Annotated in this window: 24 protein-coding genes; 15 read left to right on the top strand and 9 right to left on the bottom strand. The window is 59.6% G+C overall.

What is annotated here, in order from left to right:
* Positions 1 to 161: 161 nt before the first annotated feature.
* Positions 162 to 1,844: a tetratricopeptide repeat-containing sulfotransferase family protein gene (locus tag AC2FEE_RS15895; protein WP_496866304.1), complete on the top strand. Its 1,683-nt coding sequence runs from the start codon at positions 162 to 164 to the stop codon at positions 1,842 to 1,844.
* Between the two features lie 11 nt (positions 1,845 to 1,855).
* Here AC2FEE_RS15895 and AC2FEE_RS15890 read toward each other — a convergent pair whose 3' ends face one another.
* Positions 1,856 to 2,692, bottom strand: coding sequence for a hypothetical protein (locus AC2FEE_RS15890; RefSeq protein ID WP_496866303.1), 837 nt, complete (start codon positions 2,690 to 2,692; stop codon positions 1,856 to 1,858).
* Positions 2,693 to 2,819: 127 nt separating this feature from the next.
* Positions 2,820 to 3,533 (bottom strand): DNA/RNA nuclease SfsA, encoded by a 714-nt coding sequence (gene sfsA / locus AC2FEE_RS15885; protein ID WP_496866302.1) that lies wholly within the window; start codon positions 3,531 to 3,533, stop codon positions 2,820 to 2,822.
* Between the two features lie 49 nt (positions 3,534 to 3,582).
* On the opposite strand from sfsA, the gene AC2FEE_RS15880 reads away from it, so the two are divergent.
* From AC2FEE_RS15880 to AC2FEE_RS15860, 5 genes are read left to right on the top strand one after another with little or no spacing between them, the layout of a single operon-like run.
* Complete coding sequence (locus AC2FEE_RS15880; protein WP_496866301.1) at positions 3,583 to 4,305, top strand: competence/damage-inducible protein A; 723 nt, start codon at positions 3,583 to 3,585, stop codon at positions 4,303 to 4,305.
* Positions 4,302 to 5,012 (top strand): GNAT family N-acetyltransferase, encoded by a 711-nt coding sequence (locus tag AC2FEE_RS15875; protein ID WP_496866300.1) that lies wholly within the window; start codon positions 4,302 to 4,304, stop codon positions 5,010 to 5,012. Before AC2FEE_RS15880 ends, AC2FEE_RS15875 begins: the two co-directional genes overlap by 4 nt.
* A 14-nt stretch (positions 5,013 to 5,026) precedes the next feature.
* Positions 5,027 to 5,599 carry a peroxidase-related enzyme gene (locus tag AC2FEE_RS15870; RefSeq protein ID WP_496866299.1) on the top strand — a complete coding sequence of 191 codons (573 nt, stop codon included), beginning with the start codon at positions 5,027 to 5,029 and terminating at the stop codon, positions 5,597 to 5,599.
* Complete coding sequence (locus tag AC2FEE_RS15865) at positions 5,596 to 6,498, top strand: OmpA family protein (RefSeq protein WP_496866298.1); 903 nt, start codon at positions 5,596 to 5,598, stop codon at positions 6,496 to 6,498. Before AC2FEE_RS15870 ends, AC2FEE_RS15865 begins: the two co-directional genes overlap by 4 nt.
* Before the next feature lie 53 nt (positions 6,499 to 6,551).
* The gene (locus AC2FEE_RS15860; RefSeq protein WP_496866297.1) at positions 6,552 to 7,262 is read left to right on the top strand and encodes an SDR family NAD(P)-dependent oxidoreductase; all 711 of its coding nucleotides are present in this window, start codon (positions 6,552 to 6,554) and stop codon (positions 7,260 to 7,262) included.
* A 58-nt stretch (positions 7,263 to 7,320) separates the two neighbouring features.
* Here AC2FEE_RS15860 and AC2FEE_RS15855 read toward each other — a convergent pair whose 3' ends face one another.
* On the bottom strand, positions 7,321 to 8,226 hold the full coding sequence (locus AC2FEE_RS15855; RefSeq protein WP_496866296.1) for a LysR family transcriptional regulator: 906 nt from the start codon (positions 8,224 to 8,226) through the stop codon (positions 7,321 to 7,323).
* Positions 8,227 to 8,454: 228 nt separating this feature from the next.
* Here AC2FEE_RS15855 and AC2FEE_RS15850 point away from each other — a divergent pair, with 228 nt between their 5' ends.
* Positions 8,455 to 8,895, top strand: coding sequence for a DUF4399 domain-containing protein (locus AC2FEE_RS15850; protein WP_496866295.1), 441 nt, complete (start codon positions 8,455 to 8,457; stop codon positions 8,893 to 8,895).
* Positions 8,896 to 8,972: 77 nt separating this feature from the next.
* Positions 8,973 to 9,581 carry a LysE family translocator gene (locus tag AC2FEE_RS15845; protein ID WP_496866294.1) on the top strand — a complete coding sequence of 203 codons (609 nt, stop codon included), beginning with the start codon at positions 8,973 to 8,975 and terminating at the stop codon, positions 9,579 to 9,581.
* Here AC2FEE_RS15845 and AC2FEE_RS15840 read toward each other — a convergent pair whose 3' ends face one another.
* Positions 9,582 to 11,609, bottom strand: coding sequence for an FAD-dependent oxidoreductase (locus AC2FEE_RS15840; protein WP_496866293.1), 2,028 nt, complete (start codon positions 11,607 to 11,609; stop codon positions 9,582 to 9,584). It lies immediately after the preceding gene.
* Positions 11,610 to 11,746: 137 nt separating this feature from the next.
* Here AC2FEE_RS15840 and AC2FEE_RS15835 point away from each other — a divergent pair, with 137 nt between their 5' ends.
* From AC2FEE_RS15835 to AC2FEE_RS15820, 4 genes are all read left to right on the top strand, one after another.
* Positions 11,747 to 12,232, top strand: coding sequence for an RNA pyrophosphohydrolase (locus AC2FEE_RS15835; protein WP_496866292.1), 486 nt, complete (start codon positions 11,747 to 11,749; stop codon positions 12,230 to 12,232).
* A gap of 89 nt (positions 12,233 to 12,321) precedes the next feature.
* Positions 12,322 to 13,695, top strand: a complete 1,374-nt coding sequence (locus AC2FEE_RS15830; protein ID WP_496866291.1) for a radical SAM protein — start codon at positions 12,322 to 12,324, stop codon at positions 13,693 to 13,695.
* Positions 13,692 to 14,531 (top strand): DUF547 domain-containing protein, encoded by an 840-nt coding sequence (locus tag AC2FEE_RS15825; protein WP_496866290.1) that lies wholly within the window; start codon positions 13,692 to 13,694, stop codon positions 14,529 to 14,531. Before AC2FEE_RS15830 ends, AC2FEE_RS15825 begins: the two co-directional genes overlap by 4 nt.
* Positions 14,532 to 14,938: 407 nt before the next feature.
* A complete protein-coding gene (locus tag AC2FEE_RS15820; protein WP_496866289.1) occupies positions 14,939 to 15,379 on the top strand; it encodes a VPLPA-CTERM sorting domain-containing protein in 441 nt (146 codons plus the stop codon).
* Positions 15,380 to 15,604: 225 nt separating this feature from the next.
* Here AC2FEE_RS15820 and AC2FEE_RS15815 read toward each other — a convergent pair whose 3' ends face one another.
* Complete coding sequence (locus AC2FEE_RS15815) at positions 15,605 to 16,594, bottom strand: adenosine kinase (protein ID WP_496866288.1); 990 nt, start codon at positions 16,592 to 16,594, stop codon at positions 15,605 to 15,607.
* Complete coding sequence (gene nth, locus AC2FEE_RS15810; RefSeq protein WP_496866287.1) at positions 16,591 to 17,235, bottom strand: endonuclease III; 645 nt, start codon at positions 17,233 to 17,235, stop codon at positions 16,591 to 16,593. The genes AC2FEE_RS15815 and nth overlap by 4 nt, the downstream gene beginning before the upstream one ends.
* A 118-nt stretch (positions 17,236 to 17,353) precedes the next feature.
* On the opposite strand from nth, the gene AC2FEE_RS15805 reads away from it, so the two are divergent.
* On the top strand, positions 17,354 to 18,205 hold the full coding sequence (locus AC2FEE_RS15805; protein WP_496866286.1) for a methylated-DNA--[protein]-cysteine S-methyltransferase: 852 nt from the start codon (positions 17,354 to 17,356) through the stop codon (positions 18,203 to 18,205).
* A gap of 174 nt (positions 18,206 to 18,379) precedes the next feature.
* Positions 18,380 to 18,817 (top strand): glyoxalase superfamily protein, encoded by a 438-nt coding sequence (locus AC2FEE_RS15800; protein WP_496866285.1) that lies wholly within the window; start codon positions 18,380 to 18,382, stop codon positions 18,815 to 18,817.
* Positions 18,818 to 18,869: 52 nt separating this feature from the next.
* Here the strand turns inward: AC2FEE_RS15800 and AC2FEE_RS15795 are convergent, their stop codons facing one another.
* On the bottom strand, positions 18,870 to 20,309 hold the full coding sequence (locus AC2FEE_RS15795; protein WP_496866284.1) for an aldehyde dehydrogenase family protein: 1,440 nt from the start codon (positions 20,307 to 20,309) through the stop codon (positions 18,870 to 18,872).
* Positions 20,310 to 20,492: 183 nt separating this feature from the next.
* Between AC2FEE_RS15795 and AC2FEE_RS15790 the strand changes: the two genes are divergently transcribed.
* Positions 20,493 to 21,143, top strand: coding sequence for a peroxiredoxin (locus AC2FEE_RS15790; protein WP_496866283.1), 651 nt, complete (start codon positions 20,493 to 20,495; stop codon positions 21,141 to 21,143).
* A gap of 68 nt (positions 21,144 to 21,211) precedes the next feature.
* On the opposite strand, the gene AC2FEE_RS15785 is transcribed toward AC2FEE_RS15790, so the two are convergent.
* Positions 21,212 to 21,943, bottom strand: coding sequence for a glycosyltransferase family 25 protein (locus AC2FEE_RS15785; protein ID WP_496866282.1), 732 nt, complete (start codon positions 21,941 to 21,943; stop codon positions 21,212 to 21,214).
* A 69-nt stretch (positions 21,944 to 22,012) separates the two neighbouring features.
* The gene (locus AC2FEE_RS15780; protein WP_496866281.1) at positions 22,013 to 22,702 is read right to left on the bottom strand and encodes an outer membrane protein; all 690 of its coding nucleotides are present in this window, start codon (positions 22,700 to 22,702) and stop codon (positions 22,013 to 22,015) included.
* Positions 22,703 to 22,712 lie beyond the last annotated feature (10 nt).

Here is a 22,712-nt window from a genome sequence, read left to right as displayed (position 1 = left end):
TTCGCGCAGCACTCCTTTTACGCTGCTTGTGCAGAAAGTACCAGAGGGTGTCGGGTCGCAATGTCAGTACCACCCACCCGATCGCATGTAGACCATCAGGTAATAATGAACTAGCACAAGGCAAGTCCGGGTGGGCACACGAAACAGGGAAGGGCAGGCTGATGCAAAGAAAAGCTGACCAGTTGAGGACAGAGATTGCCAGCATCAGTGAGCTTCTAAAGGCCGGGCGACCGGATCGCGCGTTCAAGCGGGCCACCAAGGCTGCCAAGAAATGGCCAAAAGCTGCGGCCCTGCCGAGACTTGCGGGCATCAGCGCGGTGCAGCAGCAAAAACCCAAACTGGCCCAGACCCATTTCCATCAGGCCTGGCGGCTGGATCCCGGAAACGCCGAGTTGATCCAGAACTATGCGCTCAGCCTGGTTCAGGGGGGCGATCCCGCCGATGCACTGACGTTTCTGGAGAAGGTCGCTGCGCGCGGCCCGCTAAGCCCCGCCCTGCAGTTCATCCGCGCGCTGGCCCTGCTGCAAGAGCAGCAGCCGGAACAGGCGCTGGCCGATGTCGAGCAGGTCTTGAGTCGCGAGCCTGCCAATCCAAACGCACAGATCCTGAAGGCGGACATTCTGGATTCGATGCACCGCTGGGGCGACGCTGTCGATGTGCTGACGGCTCTGGTCAAAAAACAGCCGAAATTCCTTCCCGGCTTGCTGCGACTGGCCAGATCGCAATTGGGCCTGGGTCAATTGGGCGACGCTCTGAAAAATACCCGCGCAACCCTCGCTTTTGCGCCAGAGCATCCGGACGCGCTGGAGATAATGGCCGGACTGCCGAACCTCACTTTTGACGACATCGCCACACTGCAGGCCCGGATTTCCAAAACGTTGGAACGCGGCCCCGCAGCCAACCCTGAGGACGAGGTGAAACTGCGTTTTGCTGCGGCCAATCTAGCGCGCCGGCAAAAGAACACCGCGCAGGAAATGCAGCACTTGACTGAGGCCCACAAACTGCAGGGCAACGGGTTCGACTCGTGGGAGGAACGAAGCGTGAAAGACTGCGCCAAACGATTGGCTGCCCCGTTGCCCGTCGTGGATTCTGTACCACTCGCAGATAGCCCCCGGCCATTTTTCGTGGTCGGCCTGCCTCGGTCAGGCACGACATTGGTTGAGCGTATTCTGGCCCGCCACTCTACTGTTCAGGGGCTGGGTGAGTTGGCCTCGGTTCATCAATGGGCCCGGCAGGCCGAAGCACAACCACCGGAATGGCGCGCGACCCATAAACTGGCAGATTTCTATTTGGACAAGCTGCCCACGCTGCCCGGGGATGCCAAGGCTTTTGTGGATAAAGCCCCCGGAAACTATGCCTTTCTGGGTGAGATCGCGCAGGCGTTCCCCAACGCCGTGATCCTCAACGTGTTGCGCGATCCGCGCGATGTCGCCCTGTCCATGTGGCGCGCGAATTTCGGAGCGGGCGGGCTGTATTACACACATGACCTGAATTGGATGGCGGCCGAGGCCAACCGGTATCAGCGCTATATGCGCCATTGGCATCAGCTTATGCCCGGCCGCATCCACGATATCCGGTATGAGACTCTGGTGGGCAACCTAAAGGCCACAGCCGAAGAACTGGCGCGGGTTTGTGATCTACCGTTCGAGGACGCCATGCTGACACCGGATAAATCCGGGAACGCGATCAAAACGGCCAGTAACTTGCAGGCCCGGCAGCCGGTTAACACAGCCTCTGTCGGAGGCTGGCAAGCGGTGGCGGATCACTTGGACCCGTTTGTAAGGGGGTTGGAGGCGGATCTGTGGCCGGAAGTGCAGGACAAGGCGAAAACTGCAGCAGGGTAACGCCGCATGTATTACTCGGGGGCGCTCACCACCTGGTTTGCCAGAATTACGCCCGTTCCGGGCGCATAGCCTTTGGGAATGACCGGAAGGTCTTCGACGATTGTTGCCATATCCAGTTGCGACAACAACGTCTGTATTTCCGCGTCAGATGTTTTGGCGAGGATCGTCATTTCGACCTGACCTTGTAGTTCCATCAAAAAACGCCGGTAGAGCACTGGTTTGTATATGTTGGTGTCCGAGTTGTACGAATATTGCGAGTACTGGTCGAGCTTTACACCATCAAGTGCTGCATAGGGGTCCAATCCCGCCTCGTAGCGGTGATTTTTGCCTTCCATCGCAGCGCGTATACCTTTGCGCGATACTGTGATCGCCATAACGATGACGTTGTCATCTTTGGTGTAAATTGCGATCGCCCCCGTTTTGGGGTTTTCTGGGATTCTCTCCAGCGATCGAACAATCTTGTCTTCCGTTGTGACGAAAATAAACTTTGGCCTTTGAAACTCATTGCCCAGGTGTTCTTGGAGCCTTTCAAGGCTATATTCGGATCTCACCCAACCGGCTGGGGCGCCCGGCAGAACGTCATTCGGGGAAAACGGTAAGGACAGGAAGATTCCGTCGCGCAGGTTGACAATGGCGTGCGACAAGGACCCGAACCCGCCACATCTGCGACGACACCCATCTTTTCGGTTTTGTTCATATTGCTCGCTGTTTTCGTCCAGCCACGCGTTTATGCTGCTACGTGATGCTGTTCTGCGCTCTTCGGTCATATGCTTCTCGAACGCCATAAACGCCGCAGTTAGCATCAAAAGAAATCCAGAAAAGAAAATAATCTGAGCAAGTCTTCTCATTAAAATGTCAAATGCTCCCGGTTTCCGCGCTTTGCCTTGGTGATGAAAATCCTGCAAAACGCGGGCGGTTCTAAGAAAGAATTTTGTCTTTAGTTAGCAACTTATGCGGGCGGAAGGCACAGCTACGTTACCCAAATGATTGCAATGCTTTGCGGAAGGGGTGTACCGAGACCTCCTCGGGTGAAATCTGTGTTCCATAAATCATCCGCTCCACTCCCTGCGCCTGCGCGACCTTAAAAGCCGCTGCATAGGTCGGGTCGATATCTGTGGCTAGCGCGAAGCTGTCGCAATCGGTGCGCTGCACCAGATACAGCATGATCGCCCGGTGTCCCTGAGCCACTATCGCAGCCAACTCACCCAGATGTTTTGTGCCGCGGGCGGTGACGCTGTCGGGGAACTCGGCCAGACCCGGCTGGCGCGACAGGGTGACGCTTTTGACCTCGACATAAGCGTCCGGCAGGCCCGGCTGGGTCAGCAGAAAGTCGATGCGGCTGTTTTCGCCGTACTTTACCTCGGGGCGGACAGTTTCATAAGCGGCCAGTTCGGGGATTTCACGTGCCTTCAACGCGGTGCGCAGGGCCTTGTTCGGGACCGACGTATCGACCCCGGTGAAATGGCCGTTTTCATGATCGACCAGCCGCCAGCCGTATTTCAGCTTTTTCTTCGGGTCGTCATTGGGCTCCAGCCAGATTTTCTCACCCGGTTCGGCCAGCCCCATCATCGAGCCGGGGTTGGCGCAGTGGGCGGTGACCTCGCGCCCGTCCTCCAGCGTGCAATCGGCCAGAAAGCGTTTGTAGCGGCGGATCAGGCGGGCGGGGACAAGGGGGGTTTCAAATCGCATGCGTCAGGGCCTATACCTGCGCTAAGGGTCGATCAAGAGGGGGCGCGCCATGGCAAATCCAACCGCTGCAATGCTGGTGATCGGGGATGAGATACTCTCGGGCCGGACCCGCGATGCGAATATGCACTATCTCGCCGGGGAACTGACCAAACATGGCATCGACCTGAAAGAGGTGCGGATCGTCAGCGACGATGCCCCTGCGATCGAGGCTGCGGTCAAGGCTTTGTCCGGCGGCCACGACCATGTTTTCACCAGTGGCGGGATCGGCCCGACCCATGACGACATCACCGCCGATTGTATCGCCCGCGCCTTTGGGGCGCATATCGACATTCGCGACGATGCCCGCGCCCTGTTGCAGGCGCATTATGACAAGTCGGGATTGGAGTTTAACGAGGCCCGCCTGCGCATGGCACGCATCCCGGACGGCGCGGAATTGATCGACAATCCGGTCTCGACTGCGCCGGGGTTCACCATCGGGAACGTGCATGTGATGGCAGGGGTGCCGTCGGTGTTTCAGGCGATGGTGGCCAGTGTGTTGCCCGGCCTGACCGGGGGCAGCCCGTTGTTTTCGCAGACTCTGCGTGTGAACAGGGGCGAAGGTGATATTGCGGCCACTCTTTCCGCGCTGGCCGAGGAGTTTTCAGACCTGTCCATCGGGTGTTATCCGTTCCAGATCAACGGCGTTTTCGGGGCGAACGTGGTGTTGCGTGGCACCGATGGCGCGCGCATCGATGCCGCCACGACCCGGCTTGCGAAAGAGCTTGAATTGTGAGCATCAACTGGGCGAACGTCGTCGATGGCACATGGCCTGCTGCGCGGTATGATCGGCTGGGGCCGTTTCAACTGCGTCAGGGGCAAGGCGGTGGGTCGCGCGTATCCGCAGCCAATGCGCTGGGCCTGGCAAGCGAGGCTGATATCGATGCCGCCGAGGCTGCGATGCAGACGATGGGGCAAAAGCGTATCTTCTGCCTGCGCCCGGGCGATGAGGCGCTGGATAACCAGCTGGCCGCGCGCGGGTATCAGATTTTGGACCCGGTCAACATCTACGCCTGCCCTACAGTTCACCTGATGGATATGCCGATCCCCCACGTCACGGTGTTTTCCACGTCCGAGCCGCTGGCGATCATGCGCGAGATCTGGGCGAAAGGCGGCATCGGTCCCGAGCGGGTTGCCGTGATGGATCGCGTGCAGGGTCCGAAAACCAGCCTGCTTCTGCGCCATAGTGATCAACCTGCGGGGACCGGTTTTGTTGCTGTTAACGGCGGGGTCGCGATGGTTCACGCGCTGGAAATCTTGCCCGATCATCGCCGTCAGGGCCTTGGCGGCTGGGCCATGCGCGCCGCTGCCTTCTGGGCGCGGGATAATGGTGCAGATACGCTCAGCGTGATCTGCACCAAGGCAAACGCCGGGGCCAACGAGCTTTATCACGCGCTCGGGATGGAGATTGCCGGCGAATATCACTACCGTCAGCTTATTTGAGGAGAAAGCCCGACGTGACCGACCAAACCGCCCCCACTGCGTTGGACCTGCCGATGGTGGACCCGCTGCCGCCCGAGACGCAGAAGTATTTTGATATCTGCGTGGAAAAGCTGGGCTTTGTGCCAAACGTGTTGCGGGCCTATGCGTTTGACACCGACAAGCTGAACGCCTTCACCGCGATGTATAACGATCTGATGCTGGGCGATAGCGGCCTCAGCAAGCTGGAACGTGAGATGATCGCGGTGGTCGTATCGGCGATCAACAAGTGCTTCTACTGTCTCGTGGCGCATGGCGCGGCGGTGCGGCAATTGTCGGGTGATCCGCAGCTGGGGGAAATGCTGGTGATGAACTACCGTGTCGCGCCTCTGGACACGCGCCAACGGGTGATGCTGGACTTTGCGGCCAAGATGACCATCGCCAGCACCGAGATCGAAGAGCCCGACCGCCAGCGCCTGCGGGATGTGGGCTTCACGGATCGCGACATCTGGGACATCGCCAACGTGGCCGGCTTTTTCAACATGTCGAACCGGGTCGCCAGCGCCACGGCGATGGCTCCGAACGACGACTATCACGCGCAGGCTCGATGATCCGCTTTGCCTCACTGATCCTGTTGTTGTTGGCCGGGCCGGGTATCGCGCAGGAACTGACGCTGCCCTCGGGCGCGCGCCAGATCAGCGACCGGGTCAGCCCGCTTGACAGCTATGACCTGCCTACGGGCCCGTTTTCCGATGGCACCCTGCCCACACGGTTGGTCGAGGGGCGGGTTGAACGGATCACATGGCGCTTGCAATCGGGCTCCAGTACCACGCTGCAATTGCTGGCCCCGCTGCGCGATCAGATCGTCGCGCAGGGCTATGACGTGCTGTTTGAATGCGAGGCCCGCACCTGTGGTGGGTTCGATTTCCGCTTCGGAACCGAGGTTGTTCCAACCCCGGACATGTATGTGGCGATACAGGATTACCGCTTTCTGTCGGCCACGCGCGACGACGATGTGCTAAGCCTGCTGGTCAGCCGTAACCCGCCCAGCGGGTACGTTCAGTTGATCCGGGTCTCTCCGGTTGACGCGGAGGCCCCACCACCCCTGGTGATCGAGGAAACGGCCGATGTATCCGGCGGGTTACTGGCCGCGCTGGAACAGAACGGGCATGTGATTCTGGACGATCTACATTTTCGCACCGGAGAGATCACGCTGGGTGAAGGCCCTTTCGCCTCGCTAATCCGGATCGCGGCCTATCTGGCCGACAACCCGGGTACGCGGCTGGCGCTGGTCGGTCACACGGACGATACCGGCGCACTGGATGCCAATATCTCGGTCAGCACGGGTCGGGCGCAAACGGTTCGGGCCCGCCTGATCGAAGCGCATGGGGTTGCTGCCGACCGGGTCGAGGCCCGTGGCATTGGATATCTGGCCCCCCTGACCTCGAACGCCACGCCCGAAGGCCGCGACGTGAACCGCCGGGTCGAGGCGGTTCTGCTGGTCAATTGACCCCGGTGACATAGGTCTGACAAGCGGGCCGATCGAAAACGAAAGGACCCCACATGACTGACCAGACACCAACGACGCAGGCATTGATCATTGGCGCGGGGGCCGGTCTGTCGGCCTCGCTCGCGCGGGCATTGGCGCAAGGCGGATATGCCGTGCATCTGACAGCCCGCGACGTGTCGGACCTGGCACCCTTGGCCACCGAGACAGGGGCGAGGCTGCATCAGTTGGATGGCACGGATGCCCAAGGCGTGGCGGCGCTGGTTGCCGGTCTGCCGGGAGAGCTGCGGGTTGCGTGTTATAACCCTTCGGCCCGGCAGCGTGGCCCGATTACCGAGCTCGACCCGGAAACGGTACGCAAGGCGGTAGAAGTCACCGCACATGGGGCGTTTCTGCTGGGTCAGGCCGCCGCCCGTCGGATGTTGGATCAGCCGATGCGCGACAACCGACGAGGCACGATCCTGTTCACCGGTGCTTCGGCAGGGATCAAGGGTTTCCCGCTGTCGGCACCTTTTGCCATGGGCAAGTTTGCGCAACGGGGGCTGGCGCAGTCCATGGCACGCGAACTGCACCCCCGAGGCATCCATGTGGCCTGGGTCAATATCGACGGTGGTATCCGCAATCCGGACCGGTTTGCAGGGGCCGACACGCCCGACTCGATGCTGGACCCGGATGCCATCGCACGGGAATACATGCATCTGATCCATCAGGACCGCTCGGCCTGGAGCGATGAGCTGACCCTGCGCCCCTGGGTTGAACGGTTCTGAGCGGACAAAAAAAGGCCCGCACAGATGCACGGGCCGTCGAGGTTCACCGGGGGAGATATTACCAGTCCATCGGGCCCTTTTCGTTGAAGGACTCGACAAGAAAATCAATAAATGCCCGCACCTTGGGTTGGGTAAAGCGGCCGGGCGGGTAGACGGCATAGACGCCCTGCACCTCGTCGGGCAGCGACGGCATCGCATCCAGAACCGCACCGGATTTCAGCGCGTCCGCGTACAGGTAGCTGGGCAGATACGCGATCCCCAGCCCGGAGATGGCCGCATTCAACAGCGACTGTCCGTCATTGACGCTCAGCCAGCCTGCTGTGCGCACCTGCCGTTTTTCACCCGAAGGTGCCGTCAGTTTCCACACATTGCCCGAGGATTGGCTGGAGTAGTGCAGCAGCTTGTGTTCGTTCAGGTCGTCGATCTTCTGCGGACGCCCGAATTTCTCGATATAGCTGGGCGCGGCGACCATCCGTTTGACGGTTTCGGTCAGCTTGCGGGCGCGCAGAGTGCTGTCTTCCAACTCACCAATGCGCACGGCAACGTCGAACCCTTCCGAGATCAGTTCAACATAGCGGTTGTTCAGCACCATGTTCACGGTGATGTCCGGGTAGGCGGCCAGAAACTCGGACAGAACCGGTGACAAGTGGTTCACGCCGAAATCCGTGGCCACACTGATCCGGAGAAGACCCGAGGGGGCGGATTGCATCGAGGTCACAAGCGCATCCGCTTCGCCCGCGTCATTCAGCACGCGGCGGGCGCGGTCGTAATAGGCCAGCCCGATCTCGGTGGGGGAAACGCGGCGTGTTGTGCGGTTCAGCAGCCGTGCACCCAGTCGGGCCTCAAGGCTGGACACGTGCTTTGACACAGCCGATTTGGAGATGCCCATCTTCTTGGCCGCGTCGGTGAAGCCACCCTGGTCCACCACATTGGCAAAGGCTTCCATTTCGGTAAGTCGATCCATTCTCGTTCCCCGGGTGCAAAATCTTTGCCTGACTGTCGCCTTCAATCTGGGCGGAAACAGGGCAGACATGGGATAATATCAGGGATTTGAATCAGATCGTTTGCAGATGGGAAACGCGGAAACAATGGTTTCCGGTGCCGCTACAGAGCCTGCAAGACAAGGATTTTCGGTGTTTATGCCCGAATGTGTTAAGATGAGAATGGCAAATTTGTGACCACGGAGGAGATCATGAAAGCCTTGCTTGCCCTAGCTGCCCTGTGCCTGTCCGCAACCCTTGCGCTGGCCGGAGGGGAAACCGCATCCAACCCCGAAGCTAAAGTCTATTTCGTGAATCTGGCCGATGGGGACACCGTTCAATCCCCGGTAATTGTGGTCTTTGGCCTCAGCGGCATGGGCGTGGCTCCCGCCGGGACCGAGAAAGAAAACACAGGCCATCATCACCTGTTGATCGACCGCCCACCGCTGGGTGAGGGCGAAGACGGCGCGGATGAGCTGGCCAATGGTCTGCCCTCGGACGACAACCACCTGCATTTTGGTGGCGGCCAGACCGAGGTGACATTGGACCTCGCCCCGGGTGAGCACACGCTGCAACTGGTGCTGGGCGATGCGGGCCACGTACCGCATGCCACGCCGATTGTGTCCGAGGTGATTACGATTACAGTGGAATAGTTGCCCGGATCGTCCACGAAACCGGTTTACAATAATCTGAATGTCGGAAACTTTGTCGGCCAAAACAGGAGGCCGATATGTCGCTGGAGTTCTTTCTGACATCCTTGATTGTGGTGTTATTGCCGGGAACCGGAGTGATTTACACACTGGCTGTTGGCCTAGGGCGTGGGTTTCGCGCCAGCCTTGCGGCGGCGGCGGGATGCACGTTGGGGATCGTCCCGGCAGCTCTGGCCAGTATCATCGGGCTTGCCGCCCTTTTACATACCAGCGCGCTGGCCTTTCAGATCATAAAGTATCTGGGCGTCCTCTACCTGTTCTATATGGCTTGGGGTATCGTCAAAGAAGGCGGATCTATGGAGGTAAACGCCGAGAAATCCTCGGCGGGTCACCTAAAGATCGCGGTGACCGGAACGCTGATCAATGTTCTTAATCCCAAACTGTCCCTGTTTTTTCTGGCCTTCCTGCCTCAGTTTCTGCCAGCCGGCACGGCGAATGCCGGTATGGAACTGGCCAAGCTGGCCACCGCCTTTATGGCGATGACCTTTGTGGTCTTTGTCGGATACGGTGCCTGTGCAGCGCTTGCACGGGACTACGTCATTCGCAGACCATCCGTGATGGCCTGGATCAAACGGTGTTTCGCGACAGCGTTCGGTGCGCTGGGCATCAAGCTGGCGCTCTCTGAGTGATCAGAGAGCCGCAGCCAGCCGTGTTCCCTGATTGATCGCCCGTTTAGCGTCCAGCTCTGCCGCCACATCCGCACCGCCAATCACATGCGGAGTGATGCCGCGGTCGATCAACGCATCCGCAAGGCTGCGCTGGGACACCTGCCCAGAGCACAGGACAATTGTATCCGCCGCGATCACGGTGGGGTCAGTGCGTTCTTCGCCAAAGCTGATATGCAGGCCATCCGCGTCAATGCGCTCGTAATTCACGCCGCCGACGAAATTGACGTCTTTCATCTTCAGCGTTGCGCGGTGAATCCAGCCGGTCGTCTTGCCCAGCCCTTTGCCATGCGCCTGTTTCTTGCGTTGCAGCAGAGTGACGTCGCGCGCAGGGGCTTCGGGTTGCGGGCCTTCCGGCGCCAGCCCCGAGCGGTGCTGTTCCGGGTCGGTCACGCCCCATTCCTTCATCCAGGCGGGCAGGTCGGTGGTGACGCTGTGGCCGTTCTCCAGCAGGAATTCCGACACGTCGAACCCAATACCGCCTGCGCCGATCACGGCAACGGATTTGCCGACTTCGGCCTTGTCGCGCAGCACGTCTATATAGCTGATGACGTTCGCACGCTCCTGCCCCGGAATCTGCGGGTCGCGGGGGGTGACACCAGTGGCGATGATCACCTCGTCAAATCCGGTCAGGTCGTCGGCGCCAACCTCGCGGTTCAGCTCCACCTTGACGCCCAGATCGGCCATCATGGTGCGGTACCAATCGACCAGACCCCAGAATTCTTCCTTGCCCGGCACCTGTTTGGCCATGTTCAGCTGACCGCCCATCTCGGCGGCGCGGTCGAACAGGGTCACGTCATGGCCACGCTGGGCGGCGGTCATCGCGGTGGACAGGCCCGCCGGACCCGCGCCGACGATCGCAACGGTCTTCGGCGTCTCGGCCCTGCCAATCTCCAGCTCGGTCTCGTGGCAGGCGCGCGGGTTGACCAGGCAGGAGGTCAGCTTGCCGCTGAAGGTGTGGTCCAGACAGGCCTGATTGCAGGCGATACAGGGCGCGATCTGCGCGGACTGACCGGCACTTGCCTTGTTCACGAAATCCGCATCCGCCAGCATCGGGCGCGCCATTGACACCATGTCGGCGCAGCCGGTGGACAGAACTTCTTCGGCAACCTCGGGCGTGTTGATCCGGTTCGAGGTGATCACCGGTATGCCGACCTTGCCCATCAGCTTTTTGGTCACCCAGGCAAAGGCCGCACGCGGCACGCTGGTGGCAATGGTGGGAATACGGGCCTCATGCCAGCCGATGCCGGTGTTGATGATCGTGGCCCCGGCCTGCTCGATCCGCTGGGCCAGTTCCACCACCTCTTCGTGGGTTGAGCCATTGGGGATCAGGTCGATCATCGACAGGCGGTAGATGATGATGAAATCGGTGCCCACGGCCTCACGTGTGCGGCGCACCACCTCGATGGGCAGGCGCATCCGGTTTTCATAGGACCCACCCCAGCGGTCGGTGCGTTTGTTGGTATGGGTCACGAGGAACTGGTTCAGGAAATACCCCTCGGACCCCATGATTTCGACCCCGTCATAACCGGCCTTCCGGGCCAGAACGGCGGCGTTCACGATGTCGCTGATCTGTTTCTCGATCCCTTCTTCGTCCAGCTCATTCGGCGGAAAGGGGGAAATCGGAGACTTCACCGGGCTGGGCGCCACGCATTTGGGACCATAGGCATAGCGGCCTGCGTGCAGGATCTGCATGGCGATCTTGCCGCCCGCCTCGTGCACCCGCTGGGTGACGATCGAGTGGTTCGCCACTTCTTTGTCGTTGGTCATCATTGACGCGCCGGGCAGAACCGATCCTTCGAGGTTCGGGCCAATCCCACCCGTCACCATCAGCGCCACGCCGCCACGGGCCCGGTCGGCATAAAACTCAGCCACGCGGTTCCAGTCGCCGGTTTCTTCCAGCCCCGTGTGCATCGAGCCCATCAGGACGCGGTTCTTCAACGTGGTAAAGCCCAGATCCAGCGGGGCCAGCATGTTTGGGTACGCAGTCATGGCGAACTCTCCCTCCCGATTCTTCGGTGTTAGATTGACGTTCACGTCACCTTTGTCACGCAGAACCTAACGTCACACCCTTTGCTGTTCCTGAACCGCTTGATACAGAGTTGCCAGAGCAATGTACGAGGCCGCGCATGACCCCCGAAGAAATCGCCAAACTGCCCTATCGCCCCTGCGTCGGGCTGATGCTGATGAACGCCGAGGGCAAGATCTTCGTTGGCCAGCGCAATGACCGCCACGCGGATGCCTGGCAAATGCCTCAGGGTGGTGTGGACAAGGGCGAAGCCCCCCGCGATGCGGCCCTGCGCGAGCTGTGGGAAGAAACCGGCGTCACCGCCGATCTTGTTGAGGTTTTGGCCGAGACCGACGGTTGGCTGCCCTACGATTTGCCCCACGACATTGTGCCAAAGATTTGGAAAGGTCGCTATCGCGGGCAGGAGCAGAAATGGTTCCTGCTGCGCTTCATCGGCAGCGACGATCAGATCAACATCGAAACAGACCACCCGGAATTCACCCGCTGGAAATGGCAGGAACCCGGCAAGCTGATTGATGAGATCGTGCCGTTCAAGCGTGAAGTGTACGCGCAAGTGGTGGACGCGTTTGACAGCCATCTGGGCTAAGGGACCCTCTTCGGTCCGCTGCTCACCCCGCGACAACTTGCTGTGATGGGGCGTGGTTCGGGTTTCGGCACATCTCTAGCTTGGAGGGCATGAAGGACACTGCCCAAGCCCAACCCGTCATCGATCCCACCGGACGCAAATTCAACGGCACGGACCAGCGCGCACTATTGCGTGGTGGGCTGCAAAGCTGCGGGGAATACGGTGCGGGCCAGACGGCGGGGCGTTTTTTTCCCATCGCCTGCGTCGCGCTTGAGGTCACGCAGCGCTGCAATCTGGACTGCACGCTGTGTTACCTCTCGGACCGGGCCGAGATGACCTATGATCCGCCGCTCTCGGTTCTGTTTGCGCGGTTGGCGACGATCCGTAGCCACTACGGCACCGGGGTTTCGGTGCAACTGACGGGGGGTGACCCGACCTTGCGAAAGGTCGAGGACCTTGCAACGCTGTGCCGTGAAATCCGGCGGTTGGGGATGCGGTCCTGTCTGATGACCAACGGCATCCGCGCCAGCCGGGCGTTTCTGACGCGACTGGCAGCAGCGGGGCTGGACGATGTGACCTTTCACGTGGACATGACACAGGAACGCAAAGGGTTCCGCAACGAGATTGAGCTGAACACCGTCCGCCACGCTTATATCCGCCGGGCACGCGGACTGGGGCTGCGTATTCTTTTCAATACGACCGTTTTCGGTGGCAATTTCGATGACCTCCCGGCCTTGGCGCGTTTCCTGCGGGATCGCCCCGAGGTTGCCTTTGTCTCGTTTCAGATGCAGGCCGACACCGGGCGCGGCGTCCTGCGTGCGCGACCTGATGCGATCACGCAGGACAGCGTCGCACGTGCGGTCGAGGCGGGTTATGAGGCGCCGCTGCATTTCGGCACGGCTGCGGTGGGGCATTCCAAATGCAACCGCTATGCCAGTGTTGTCACCGCCGGAGGCCGCGCGGAGTCGTTGTTGTCAAACCGGCGTCTGGTGCATCGGGTGATGGCCGCCTTGGAAGCAGCGGACGACCAGCAGGATGCCCATATCCGAATTCGACCCAAACTGCTGCGCGCGATCCGGTGTCACCCTTTGCTGGCGTTGCGCGCTCTGGCACATTTGGCAGTTAGCGTGGCGCGTCTGGGGCCGGGTTTATTGCGTGGTCCGGTACGGCGGCAGGCGGTTTTCATTCACAACTTCATGGCGGCGGATGCGTTGGATGACGACCGCTGTGCCTCGTGCGTGTTCATGGTAGCGACGGCGAATGGCCCCTTGTCGATGTGCGTGCATAATGCCCAGCGCGATCAGCATCTGACCAGCCCGGACCGGATTGACGGACCCACCGGACCAAGCTGGTGGAACGCGGCTGTGCCCCGTTTGTCTGCGCGTTCGGACTTGCCCGAGTTGAGCGACCCGGCGTCGGCGCCGCTCAAACGGTTGAAGGGCCAGATGCGGGTTCTGCGCCAGACCCAAAAGGACACCTCATGAAAAAGCTGTTGATCCTTGTGTTGCTTCCTCTGCTGGCCGCCTGCGCCAGTGTCGAACGTCTGGCTCTGCCCGCGCCTGAGGCGCTGTCGGGGAAACCTCTGACCCGCTTTGCGTCATCTCCGGGGCAGCAGGTCGATCACCGCGACTGGAGCATCTTCCTGTCCCGCTATATCGCGCCGGACTTGGATGGTGTGAACCGGATGGCTTACGGGCAGGTGACGCGGGCGGATCGAGTTCGGTTAGTTGACTATCTGGCAGATCTGCAAGCCGTTGACCCGACGCGGCTGACCCGTGATCAGCAATTGGCGTATTGGATCAACCTGTATAACGCCGTGACGGTGGAGGTGATCCTAGAAAACTACCCCGTCGCCTCGATCCGCGACATCAAGAACGGTCCGTTGTCCATCGGTCCCTGGAACCGACCGCTGGTGCAGGTTGGTGATCAAACGCTGACCCTGAACGATATCGAGCATCGTATCATCCGACCCACTTTCGATGAACCGCGCATTCACTACGCATTGAACTGCGCCGCTGTGGGGTGCCCAAACCTAATGGACCGCGCTTGGCAGGCCGAGACGCTGGAGCGTGACTTTGCCGCTGCCGAGCGCGCCTATATCAACGATCCGCGCGGAGTCCGGTTTGACGAACGCGGAGGACTGATCCTGTCGAAGATCTACATCTGGTTCAGAGAGGATTTCGGACGCGATGAACGCGCAGTGATCGCCAAAATCACTGAAGCGGCAGAACTGAACCTGCAGGCACGGCTAAATGAAACATCGCGCGTGTCTGCATATGAGTACAATTGGGCGCTTAACGACGCAACTGTCGCGGAATAACAGTGATTCAGAGCGATTCTTGAAGAAACTTTGTCGATGCGCGTTGACCCGGAAACACACAAACAGAGGCCGCAAATGAGGTGCAGCAGGCTTCCGAAGTGGTTACTGAAGGCTGCTTTGTTAGCTTTGAACAACGTTAAAGTCCTCTAAACACAAAATTTTTACTGCAAAAGTGTCCAAAATGTGGCACGGTGCGCTGAGGTGTACTTTGTTTTCGTATGAAGTTTTGAAGCGGGGGAAACGTAGTGAGTGTTCTGAGACTATGTAAGGTTGCCACGGTGGCAGTCTGTTTAACGGCTGGATCCGCTTATGCCTCAACCGTTAATTTCTTGGTTGGTGCGGGATCAGGCACAACTTCCACGTCCAGTTGTACCAATTGTACTTTGACCATAACTCCAAACGCATCGTTGGTTGGTACGGCATTCTCGCTCGGCGCAGGGGAAACAGAGCGTGTGGCTTTGTTTGATGTTCTTTTGAGCGACGCTGGCCTTATCTCGGGCGGTGAGTTTGAGGTGGATACCACCTTAGCATTTGATATCCCGGGTGGATCAATCAGTAGTTCGGGTGATGCCGATTTCATTAGCTTTTTTGGCTTCATTTCTCTCGGCACTTTGGATTGGACGCAAAGCGCGTTTAATGTTGCCTTTGGAAACGGAGGTTTGTACAGCGTCGCGCTCGAAGAGGGCATCGGATTAGTGTTGGGCAAATCCAAAACAATCTATGCGGACGTGACTTTGGAAGTCTCACCGGTTCCGCTGCCAGCGCCATTTCTGCTGCTTTTAGGTGGCATCGGCGGACTTGGTGTAATGCGTATGCGCCGGAAGAGGTCATCTGCCTCACCCGCGTGATGTCATACGCCTTAATAAACTGCGCAGCGGTTCACCATTAACTGTGAGCCGCTCGTTTCGTTTTTGGAAGGCAAGTTCTTAGGGCGATCTGGTCGCTCAGAACAGACTTGACGCGTTACTCAAAATTCAGCCCAACCAATCGGTTGGGCCAACGCGTTTCAATATTCTTTAAGTAGCAAGTTGCGATGGGTCTTGTGCCCAAGACCCACCGTGGCTTCTGCGAACTTACAGCAACCCTTCGGCGCGCAGCAGTTCCTGCATGTTAGCCTCGGGGCGCGGGCCGATATGGCTGATCACCTCGCGGGCGCAGACATTGCCGATTTTCGCGCAGGTCTCGTAATCGCGGCCCGTGGCCATGCCGAACAGGAACCCGGCGGCAAACTGATCGCCCGCGCCGGTTGCGTCCACCGGCACCACTTTTTCCACCGGAACGTCAATGCGCTGACCGTTATGCAGAACGGTCACACCGTCTCCCGAGCGGGTGCAGACGACCAGAGGGCAAATCTCGGCTGTTTTCGCCAGCGCCTCCTCCAGGTCGTCGGTTTCGAACAACGATTTGATCTCGGCCTCGTTACCGATCACGAAATCTAGTTCATTCTCGATCAGCAGCAGGAAATCGACCCGGTGGCGTTCAACACAGAACGGGTCCGAAATGGCGATGCCGGTCTTGCCGCCGCCCTTGTGGCAATCGCGCGCGGCCTCAAGAAAGGCAGCTTTGCCCTTTTCCTTGTCGAACAGGTAACCCTCAAGGAACATGATCTGGCTTTTGCCTGCCACGTCACTGGAAACGTCTGCCGAGGATAGCTCGGACGAAATCCCCAGGTAGGTGTTCATCGATCGCTCGCCATCGGGTGAAACAAAGATCATCGAACGCGACGTCGGCAGTTCCCCGCCCGGTACCGGAGGGTTCACGAAGTCCACGCCATCCTCGTTCATCGCATCCGCATAGAACCGGCCCAGGGCGTCGTCATGTACCCGGCCGATGAACGCCGCATCCAGACCCAGCGCACCGGCCCCGGCGATGGTGTTGGCCACGGACCCACCCGGCGTCTGCACCCGGCCTTCCATCGAGGCATACAGAACTTCGCCGCGTTCCTGCTCGATCAGTTGCATGATGCCTTTTTCGATGCCCATAAGTTCCAGGAAACTGTCATCGGCCTGAGAAATCACGTCCACAACGGCATTGCCGATGCCAACAAGCTGGTAGGTTTTCATAGATTCTTGTCCTCAAATTCGCAGAGATCGCGGATGATACAAGTCCCGCACATGGGTTTGCGGGCTTTGCAGTGATAGCGGCCATGCAAAATCAGCCAGTGATGTGCATGGAGCTGGAAATCGGTTGGGATGTTATCCTCAATGGCGCGTTCGACCGCGTCCACATGCTTGCCGGGGCAGATGCCGGTACGGTTGCCGACGCGGAATATATGCGTGTCCACCGCCTGCGCCGGGTATCGCCACCACATGTTCAGCACCACATTGGCCGTCTTGCGCCCGACACCCGGCAGCGATTGCAGTGCAGCGCGGGAATTGGGCACTTCGCCATCGTAATCTTCTACCAGTATCCGGCTGAGTTTGATGACGTTCTTTGCCTTCTGGCGGAACAGTCCGATGGTTTTGATATGCTCGATCAGACCCTCTTCGCCCAGATCCAACATCTTTTGTGGCGTGTCGGCGATCTTGAACAACTCTTTGGTTGCCTTGTTTACCCCCGCATCGGTCGCCTGCGCCGACAGCGCTACGGCCACGACCAGAGTATAGACGTTCACGTGGTCCAGCTCGCCCTTGGGTTCGGGGTCGGCCTGGTGAAAGCGGGTAAAGATCTCGCGGATCTTGTGATATCCGAGTTGTTTTGCCATCCGGGCCTTAATGCCGCCCGAGGGGCCGTGACACAAGCCCAAAGCCAATGCGCATGTTCCGGGTCGCGGGGGCGTGTCCCGCGCGCTATGCTTTATTCCAGACAATGAGGTGAGAGACATGAACGTCCAGACCCCTGAAAGCGGCTATCACTACAACGTCATGCGGCGCGCGATCGAGTTGATTGATCAGGGCGGCGAGAGCCTCAGCCTTGAGGAACTGGCCCGCCAGATGGACATGAGCCCGGCCCATTTCCAGCGCCTGTTTTCGCGTTGGACCGGTGTGTCGCCGAAACGCTACCAACAATACTTAACACTGGGCCACGCCAAGGCACTGCTGCGCGAACGTTTCACCACGCTCGAGACCGCGCATAATGTTGGCCTTTCGGGCAGTGGCCGTCTGCACGATCTGTTCCTGAAATGGGAATCCATGAGTCCCGGTGAATACGCCCGCAAGGGAGCAGGCCTAACAATCTACTGGGGCTGGTTCGAAAGCCCGTTCGGCCCGGCGTTGGTCATGGGTACAGACAAAGGCATCTGCGGCATGGCTTTCGGAGCCGAGACCGGCGAGGAAGAGGCGATGGAAGACATGCTGTTCCGCTGGCCGCAGGCGGAGTTCGTTGAGGATCCGATGCGCCTGCGCCCATGGGTCCTCAGCGCCTTTGGTGCAGCCAGTGACCGGCTGGAGCCGACGCCTTTGTTCCTGATCGGTTCGCCCTTGCAGATCAAAGTTTGGGAAGCGCTGATGCACATCCCATCCGGTCAGGTCACAACCTATTCCGAGATCGCGGAACGGGTGGGCTCGCCGCAAGCGGTGCGCGCTGTGGGCACAGCGGTCGGGCGCAACCCGGTCAGCTGGCTGATCCCGTGCCACCGCGCTTTGCGAAAGTCCGGCGGCCTGGGCGGTTATCACTGGGGTCTGCCGGTAAAGCGCGCAATGTTGGCCTATGAGGCTGCGCAGGCGGATGCCTGATTGACAGATGGCCTGGCCGGTGCCAAAGATCGCGGCAGGTTTGGGTCCCCTGCCGTTCGCGGCCTTAGGCTTTGGTGAAACCCTGTCGAAAATCATCTGTTGCCCTTTCACGGCGCGCGGATGGCAATGCGAACCCCGTCCATTTTCTCGCGCCCGTTCAAGGAAACGAGGCAGATGATGAATGAAACTACTTCTATTGCTCCGCTTGAGGAGCTTAAAGCGCAGGCAAAACGCTTGCGCCGAAAACTGCTGGGTGAAGGCGTCCAGATATCCCACAGCAAAGCTCTGGAACTGATCGCACACCAATATGGTGTCCGCGACTGGAATACCCTTCATGCGCAGGCTGGGAACCGGATGCACCTGCGCGTGGGTGATCGTGTTTCCGGGCGCTACCTGGGTCAGCCTTTTACTGCCGAAATCCGTGGGATGACTATGTTAGGCGATGGCTCCCACCGCCGTCTGACGCTGCAATTTGACGAACCGGTTGATGTTGTCCGGTTCGACAGTTTTTCATCCTTTCGGCAGCGAGTGACGGGTGAAATAGGGTGGGATGGACGATCTGCTCGGCAAACATCGGACGGCGAACCGCAACTTGTGGTGCGTCCGGAATAAAAAAGGGCGAGGCACAAGGCCTCTCCCGGTTCTTCAGAGATCTGGGATTGGCCTATTCCGCTGCCCAGCCACCGACGGCTTTAACCTCAAGGAAATCCTCGAGACCAAAAACACCGCCTTCACGCCCGTGCCCGGATTGTTTCATTCCCCCGAACGGAGACCCTGCGCCGCGTGATTGGCCGTTCATTTCCACCATGCCGGATCGCAACACGCGGGCCATGCGGTTGGCACGTGCGCCGTCCTGCGTCTGGACATAGTTGGTCAGGCCATAGGGCGTATCATTGGCAATCTCGACCGCTTCTTCCTCGGTGTCGAAGGGCATCATGGTCAGAACCGGACCAAAGATCTCTTCGCGGGCGATGGTCATCTGGTTGTTTGCATCGGCAAAAACCGTGGGTCGCACATAGTAGCCCTTGTTCAGACCCTCGGGCCGACCGGTGCCGCCCGCAACCAAACGGGCCCCTTCGTCGATGCCTTTCTGGATCAGTTCCTGAATCTTGGTCCATTGGACCTCATTGACCACTGGTCCGATATGGCGGCCTTCTTCCAGTGCCGGTCCGACCTTGACCATATTTGCCACCTCGGCAGCTGTCTCAACCGCCTGATCATAGATCGGCCGCTGCACCAGCATCCTGCTGGGGGCGTTACAGCTTTGACCGGTGTTCTGCATCATGTGCAGTACGCCGCGTTTGACGGCCTTTTCATCCGCATCCGCAAAGACCACGTTCGCGCCCTTGCCACCCAGTTCCAGATGCACTTTCTTCAGCGTCTCGGCCGCGTTTTTGGAAATTGCCGTGCCAGCGCGGGTCGAACCCGTAAAGCTGACCATATCCACATCCGGATGCGTCGACAGTTGCGACCCCACGCCGACACCATCGCCGTTGACCAGGTTGAACACTCCGGCCGGGAAGCCGGCGGCGTCCATCATCTCGGCAAAGATCATCGCGTTCAGCGGGCTTTGCTCCGAGGGCTTCAGCACCATTGTACATCCCGCGATCGCTGCTGCTCCAACCTTGAGCGTGATCTGGTTCATCGGCCAGTTCCACGGCGTGATCAGGGCGGCAACACCGACGGCCTCATAGATGATACGGTCATTGGGGGCGTGGTCGCCCAGTGGGCGTTCGAACTGAAACGCCTTGGCGGCGCTGATGAAGTTCTTCAGGTGATATATCCCGGCGCCCGATTGCGCGCTGCGCGACAGGTCCAGCGGCGCGCCCATCTCAAGCGACATGGCCTGCGCCAGATCCTCGGACCGGGTCAGATAAATCTCGGCCAGTTTTTCGACCAATGCGATCCGGTCGGCGACCGGTGTGCCCATCCAGCCGGGCAGGGCCGCCTTGGCGGCGGCGACGGCGGCATCCGTATCCGCCTTGGCGCCCAGAGAAATCACTGCGCAGGGCTCCTCGGTCGAGGGGTTGATCACGTGAAAATCATTGGCAGCCGATGGGGCGACCCACTGGCCGTTGATGTAAAAATCGCGTTTTTCGATCATGGTGCATCCTCCTGATCCAGTGGCCCGAAATCGGTACGTTGTGGCCACTCTGGCACCAGCGCCGAGGCGCGGCAAGTGATAATTTGATCAAATTTTTTCACGCTCACAGACGGTTTAACAATTACGCAAAGTGTTTAGGTTTACGACAACCGACTCGGTTTTTCACAGAAAAGGAGATTCACAATGGGTTTGCGCATCAACGATACGGTTCCGAATTTCACCGCAGAAACGGATCAGGGCACCATTCAGTTCCATGACTGGATCGGTGACAGCTGGGCCATCCTGTTTTCGCACCCCAAGGATTTCACCCCTGTCTGCACCACCGAGTTTTCGGCTGTGGCGCAGCTGAACGACGAATGGGCGGCGCGGGGGACCAAGGTGATTGGTGTATCGGTGGACAATGTCGAGGACCACAAGAAGTGGAAGAAAGACATCGAAGAATACGGCAAGGCCAACCCGGGCTTCCCGATCATTGCCGATGACGGGCTGGCCGTATCCAAGGCCTTCGACATGCTGCCCGCCGAGGCTTACCTGCCCGATGGCCGCACTCCTGCGGACAGCGCCACAGTGCGGTCGGTCTTTATCATTGGTCCGGACAAACAGTTAAAGCTGTCGATGACCTATCCGATGACCGTGGGCCGGAATTTTGCCGAAATCCTGCGCGCTCTGGACGGGCTGCAGATGTCGGCCAAAGGCGTGGCGACTCCGGCCAACTGGATGCCGGGTGAGGATGTGATCATTCCGCCTTCGGTATCGAATGACGAAGCAACAGAAAAGTTCGGCGAGTTCGAGACCATCTTCCCCTATCTGCGCAAGACCAAGGCACCGTCGTAAAGCGAGGCCGGGACAGGGGGGTGTCTGCCCCCCAATCGCACCACCTCGCGACTTCCCCGTAGGTGTTTTCAGCCAGGTGAAGCAGGTGGGCGCTGCGGGTGCAGGTGGAGCTGCGCCCGATAAGTCGCGCGTTTGACTTCGCGGGTCAGCTTGTCTGACAGCGGCGGTTTGGTCTGGATGGTCGAGCCGCCGATTTCGCCCGCAACCTCCTGATTACCGCTGCCTTGCAGGGCGTGGATGGGCTGGCCGGTCAGCCAGTGCATCTGCAGGAATGTATCCACCGGTCGGTCGATCTGATTGGTGGCGGCCAACAGGCGTTCGGCGGCGCGCCGTCCCACCACCTGACACACGCATTGCAGACCGATCACCCTGGGTAGAATCAGGCGCAACCCGTTCTGCTCGGCCAAGATTTGGGCGGGCACCTCGCGTTGTTTCACTGGGATACGGATATAGTGATCTGGGGTGGCGATCGGGGTCAGCATGTCAAGCGCCTCGGCCATGCGGTCCGGGTCGATGCGCAGGTCGTCTTCCGTGATGATGGCCAGATCGATCTTTTCCTCAACCAGCTTGCGCCAGATGCGGCGGTGGCTTTCGAAAACACCAATCTCGGCTGGACGCAGGGCAAAGGGGTAGCGCGGCCGGTGCAGGTTTCCCGGATACAGTTGGACCCCGGCGATCTGATCCGGGTCGCGACCGTTCACGGCCTCGAACAGTTCGGCATTGGGCAGGTCGGCGCACAATTGGTCGGCATTGGGCCGCCGGACCGTGCTGGAAGACATATGGATGACAAAGGAACGCATGTTCCCGTGCATAGAACACGGGAACAGGGGGGGAAAGAGAAACCGGAGAGGAACGCCTCCCCCGTGCACTCAGAAACCGTAGCGCAGGCCGACATTGACACTGAACGCGTCGATATCGTCTTCGACCGTTCCGGTGGAAGCACCGTTGGCGGCCAGACGTTCGGACGAAACGTCAAAGGCGCGGGAATAACGGGTGTCCAGTGTTAGCGCGACGTTCGAGTTGATCTCGTAGGCAACACCGGCGATGATCTGCGCCGCGAAGTTTGTATCGCTGTCATCCAGTGCCACGCCCGGACCATAAACGAAATCCACATCGGAATAGGTGGCACCCAGGCCAAGGCCGACATAGGGTGTGAAGGCTCCGGCCTGTTTGAAATCGACCAAAACGTTGGCGAACAGCGAGGTCTGCGTAACGTCGCCCGAGACGTTGCCCTCGGCACTTGGACCGTTGCCCGAGAAGTTCACGCCGTCCACGTCGCTGTCGCGGTAGGACAGTTCCAGTTCAACCCGCGTGCCGAACCGGTCGTTGGACCATTGCGGGATTTCAGTCCCGACCGCGATGCCCACCCCGTAGCCGGACTCAAAATCCGTATCCACCGACTGCGACGACCCGTTGACCGTGCCGCTGAAGTCGCTGTCCTGCAGTTGGCTGTAACCGGCGAAGCCATGAATATACAGGCCTTCCGACAAGCTTTGCGCGGCCAATCCCGATGCGCTGATCGTCAGGGCCGCCGAGGCCAAAATGAGACGCGTAACCATAACCATGTCC

It is taken from the genome of Ruegeria sp. YTSC199, assembly GCF_059609725.1.
The sequence above is the reverse complement of the archived record's forward strand: the minus strand, read 5'-3'. Positions and strand labels throughout refer to the sequence as shown.

Excerpts from the sequence above, each read along its gene's own strand:
- AC2FEE_RS15855 (WP_496866296.1), bottom strand. The coding sequence starts at position 8,226 with ATGGATCGACTTACCGAAATGGAAGCCTTTGCCAATGTGGTGGACCAG.
- AC2FEE_RS15835 (WP_496866292.1), top strand. The coding sequence starts at position 11,747 with ATGACCCCCGAAGAAATCGCCAAACTGCCCTATCGCCCCTGCGTCGGG.
- AC2FEE_RS15805 (WP_496866286.1), top strand. The coding sequence starts at position 17,354 with ATGAACGTCCAGACCCCTGAAAGCGGCTATCACTACAACGTCATGCGG.
- AC2FEE_RS15850 (WP_496866295.1), top strand. The coding sequence starts at position 8,455 with ATGAAAGCCTTGCTTGCCCTAGCTGCCCTGTGCCTGTCCGCAACCCTT.
- AC2FEE_RS15895 (WP_496866304.1), top strand. The coding sequence starts at position 162 with ATGCAAAGAAAAGCTGACCAGTTGAGGACAGAGATTGCCAGCATCAGT.
- AC2FEE_RS15800 (WP_496866285.1), top strand. The coding sequence starts at position 18,380 with ATGATGAATGAAACTACTTCTATTGCTCCGCTTGAGGAGCTTAAAGCG.
- AC2FEE_RS15815 (WP_496866288.1), bottom strand. The coding sequence starts at position 16,594 with ATGAAAACCTACCAGCTTGTTGGCATCGGCAATGCCGTTGTGGACGTG.
- AC2FEE_RS15865 (WP_496866298.1), top strand. The coding sequence starts at position 5,596 with ATGATCCGCTTTGCCTCACTGATCCTGTTGTTGTTGGCCGGGCCGGGT.
- AC2FEE_RS15830 (WP_496866291.1), top strand. The coding sequence starts at position 12,322 with ATGAAGGACACTGCCCAAGCCCAACCCGTCATCGATCCCACCGGACGC.
- AC2FEE_RS15790 (WP_496866283.1), top strand. The coding sequence starts at position 20,493 with ATGGGTTTGCGCATCAACGATACGGTTCCGAATTTCACCGCAGAAACG.
- AC2FEE_RS15840 (WP_496866293.1), bottom strand. The coding sequence starts at position 11,609 with ATGACTGCGTACCCAAACATGCTGGCCCCGCTGGATCTGGGCTTTACC.
- AC2FEE_RS15795 (WP_496866284.1), bottom strand. The coding sequence starts at position 20,309 with ATGATCGAAAAACGCGATTTTTACATCAACGGCCAGTGGGTCGCCCCA.
- AC2FEE_RS15825 (WP_496866290.1), top strand. The coding sequence starts at position 13,692 with ATGAAAAAGCTGTTGATCCTTGTGTTGCTTCCTCTGCTGGCCGCCTGC.
- AC2FEE_RS15880 (WP_496866301.1), top strand. The coding sequence starts at position 3,583 with ATGGCAAATCCAACCGCTGCAATGCTGGTGATCGGGGATGAGATACTC.
- AC2FEE_RS15785 (WP_496866282.1), bottom strand. The coding sequence starts at position 21,943 with ATGCGTTCCTTTGTCATCCATATGTCTTCCAGCACGGTCCGGCGGCCC.
- nth (WP_496866287.1), bottom strand. The coding sequence starts at position 17,235 with ATGGCAAAACAACTCGGATATCACAAGATCCGCGAGATCTTTACCCGC.
- sfsA (WP_496866302.1), bottom strand. The coding sequence starts at position 3,533 with ATGCGATTTGAAACCCCCCTTGTCCCCGCCCGCCTGATCCGCCGCTAC.
- AC2FEE_RS15860 (WP_496866297.1), top strand. The coding sequence starts at position 6,552 with ATGACTGACCAGACACCAACGACGCAGGCATTGATCATTGGCGCGGGG.
- AC2FEE_RS15845 (WP_496866294.1), top strand. The coding sequence starts at position 8,973 with ATGTCGCTGGAGTTCTTTCTGACATCCTTGATTGTGGTGTTATTGCCG.
- AC2FEE_RS15780 (WP_496866281.1), bottom strand. The coding sequence starts at position 22,702 with ATGGTTACGCGTCTCATTTTGGCCTCGGCGGCCCTGACGATCAGCGCA.
- AC2FEE_RS15890 (WP_496866303.1), bottom strand. The coding sequence starts at position 2,692 with ATGAGAAGACTTGCTCAGATTATTTTCTTTTCTGGATTTCTTTTGATG.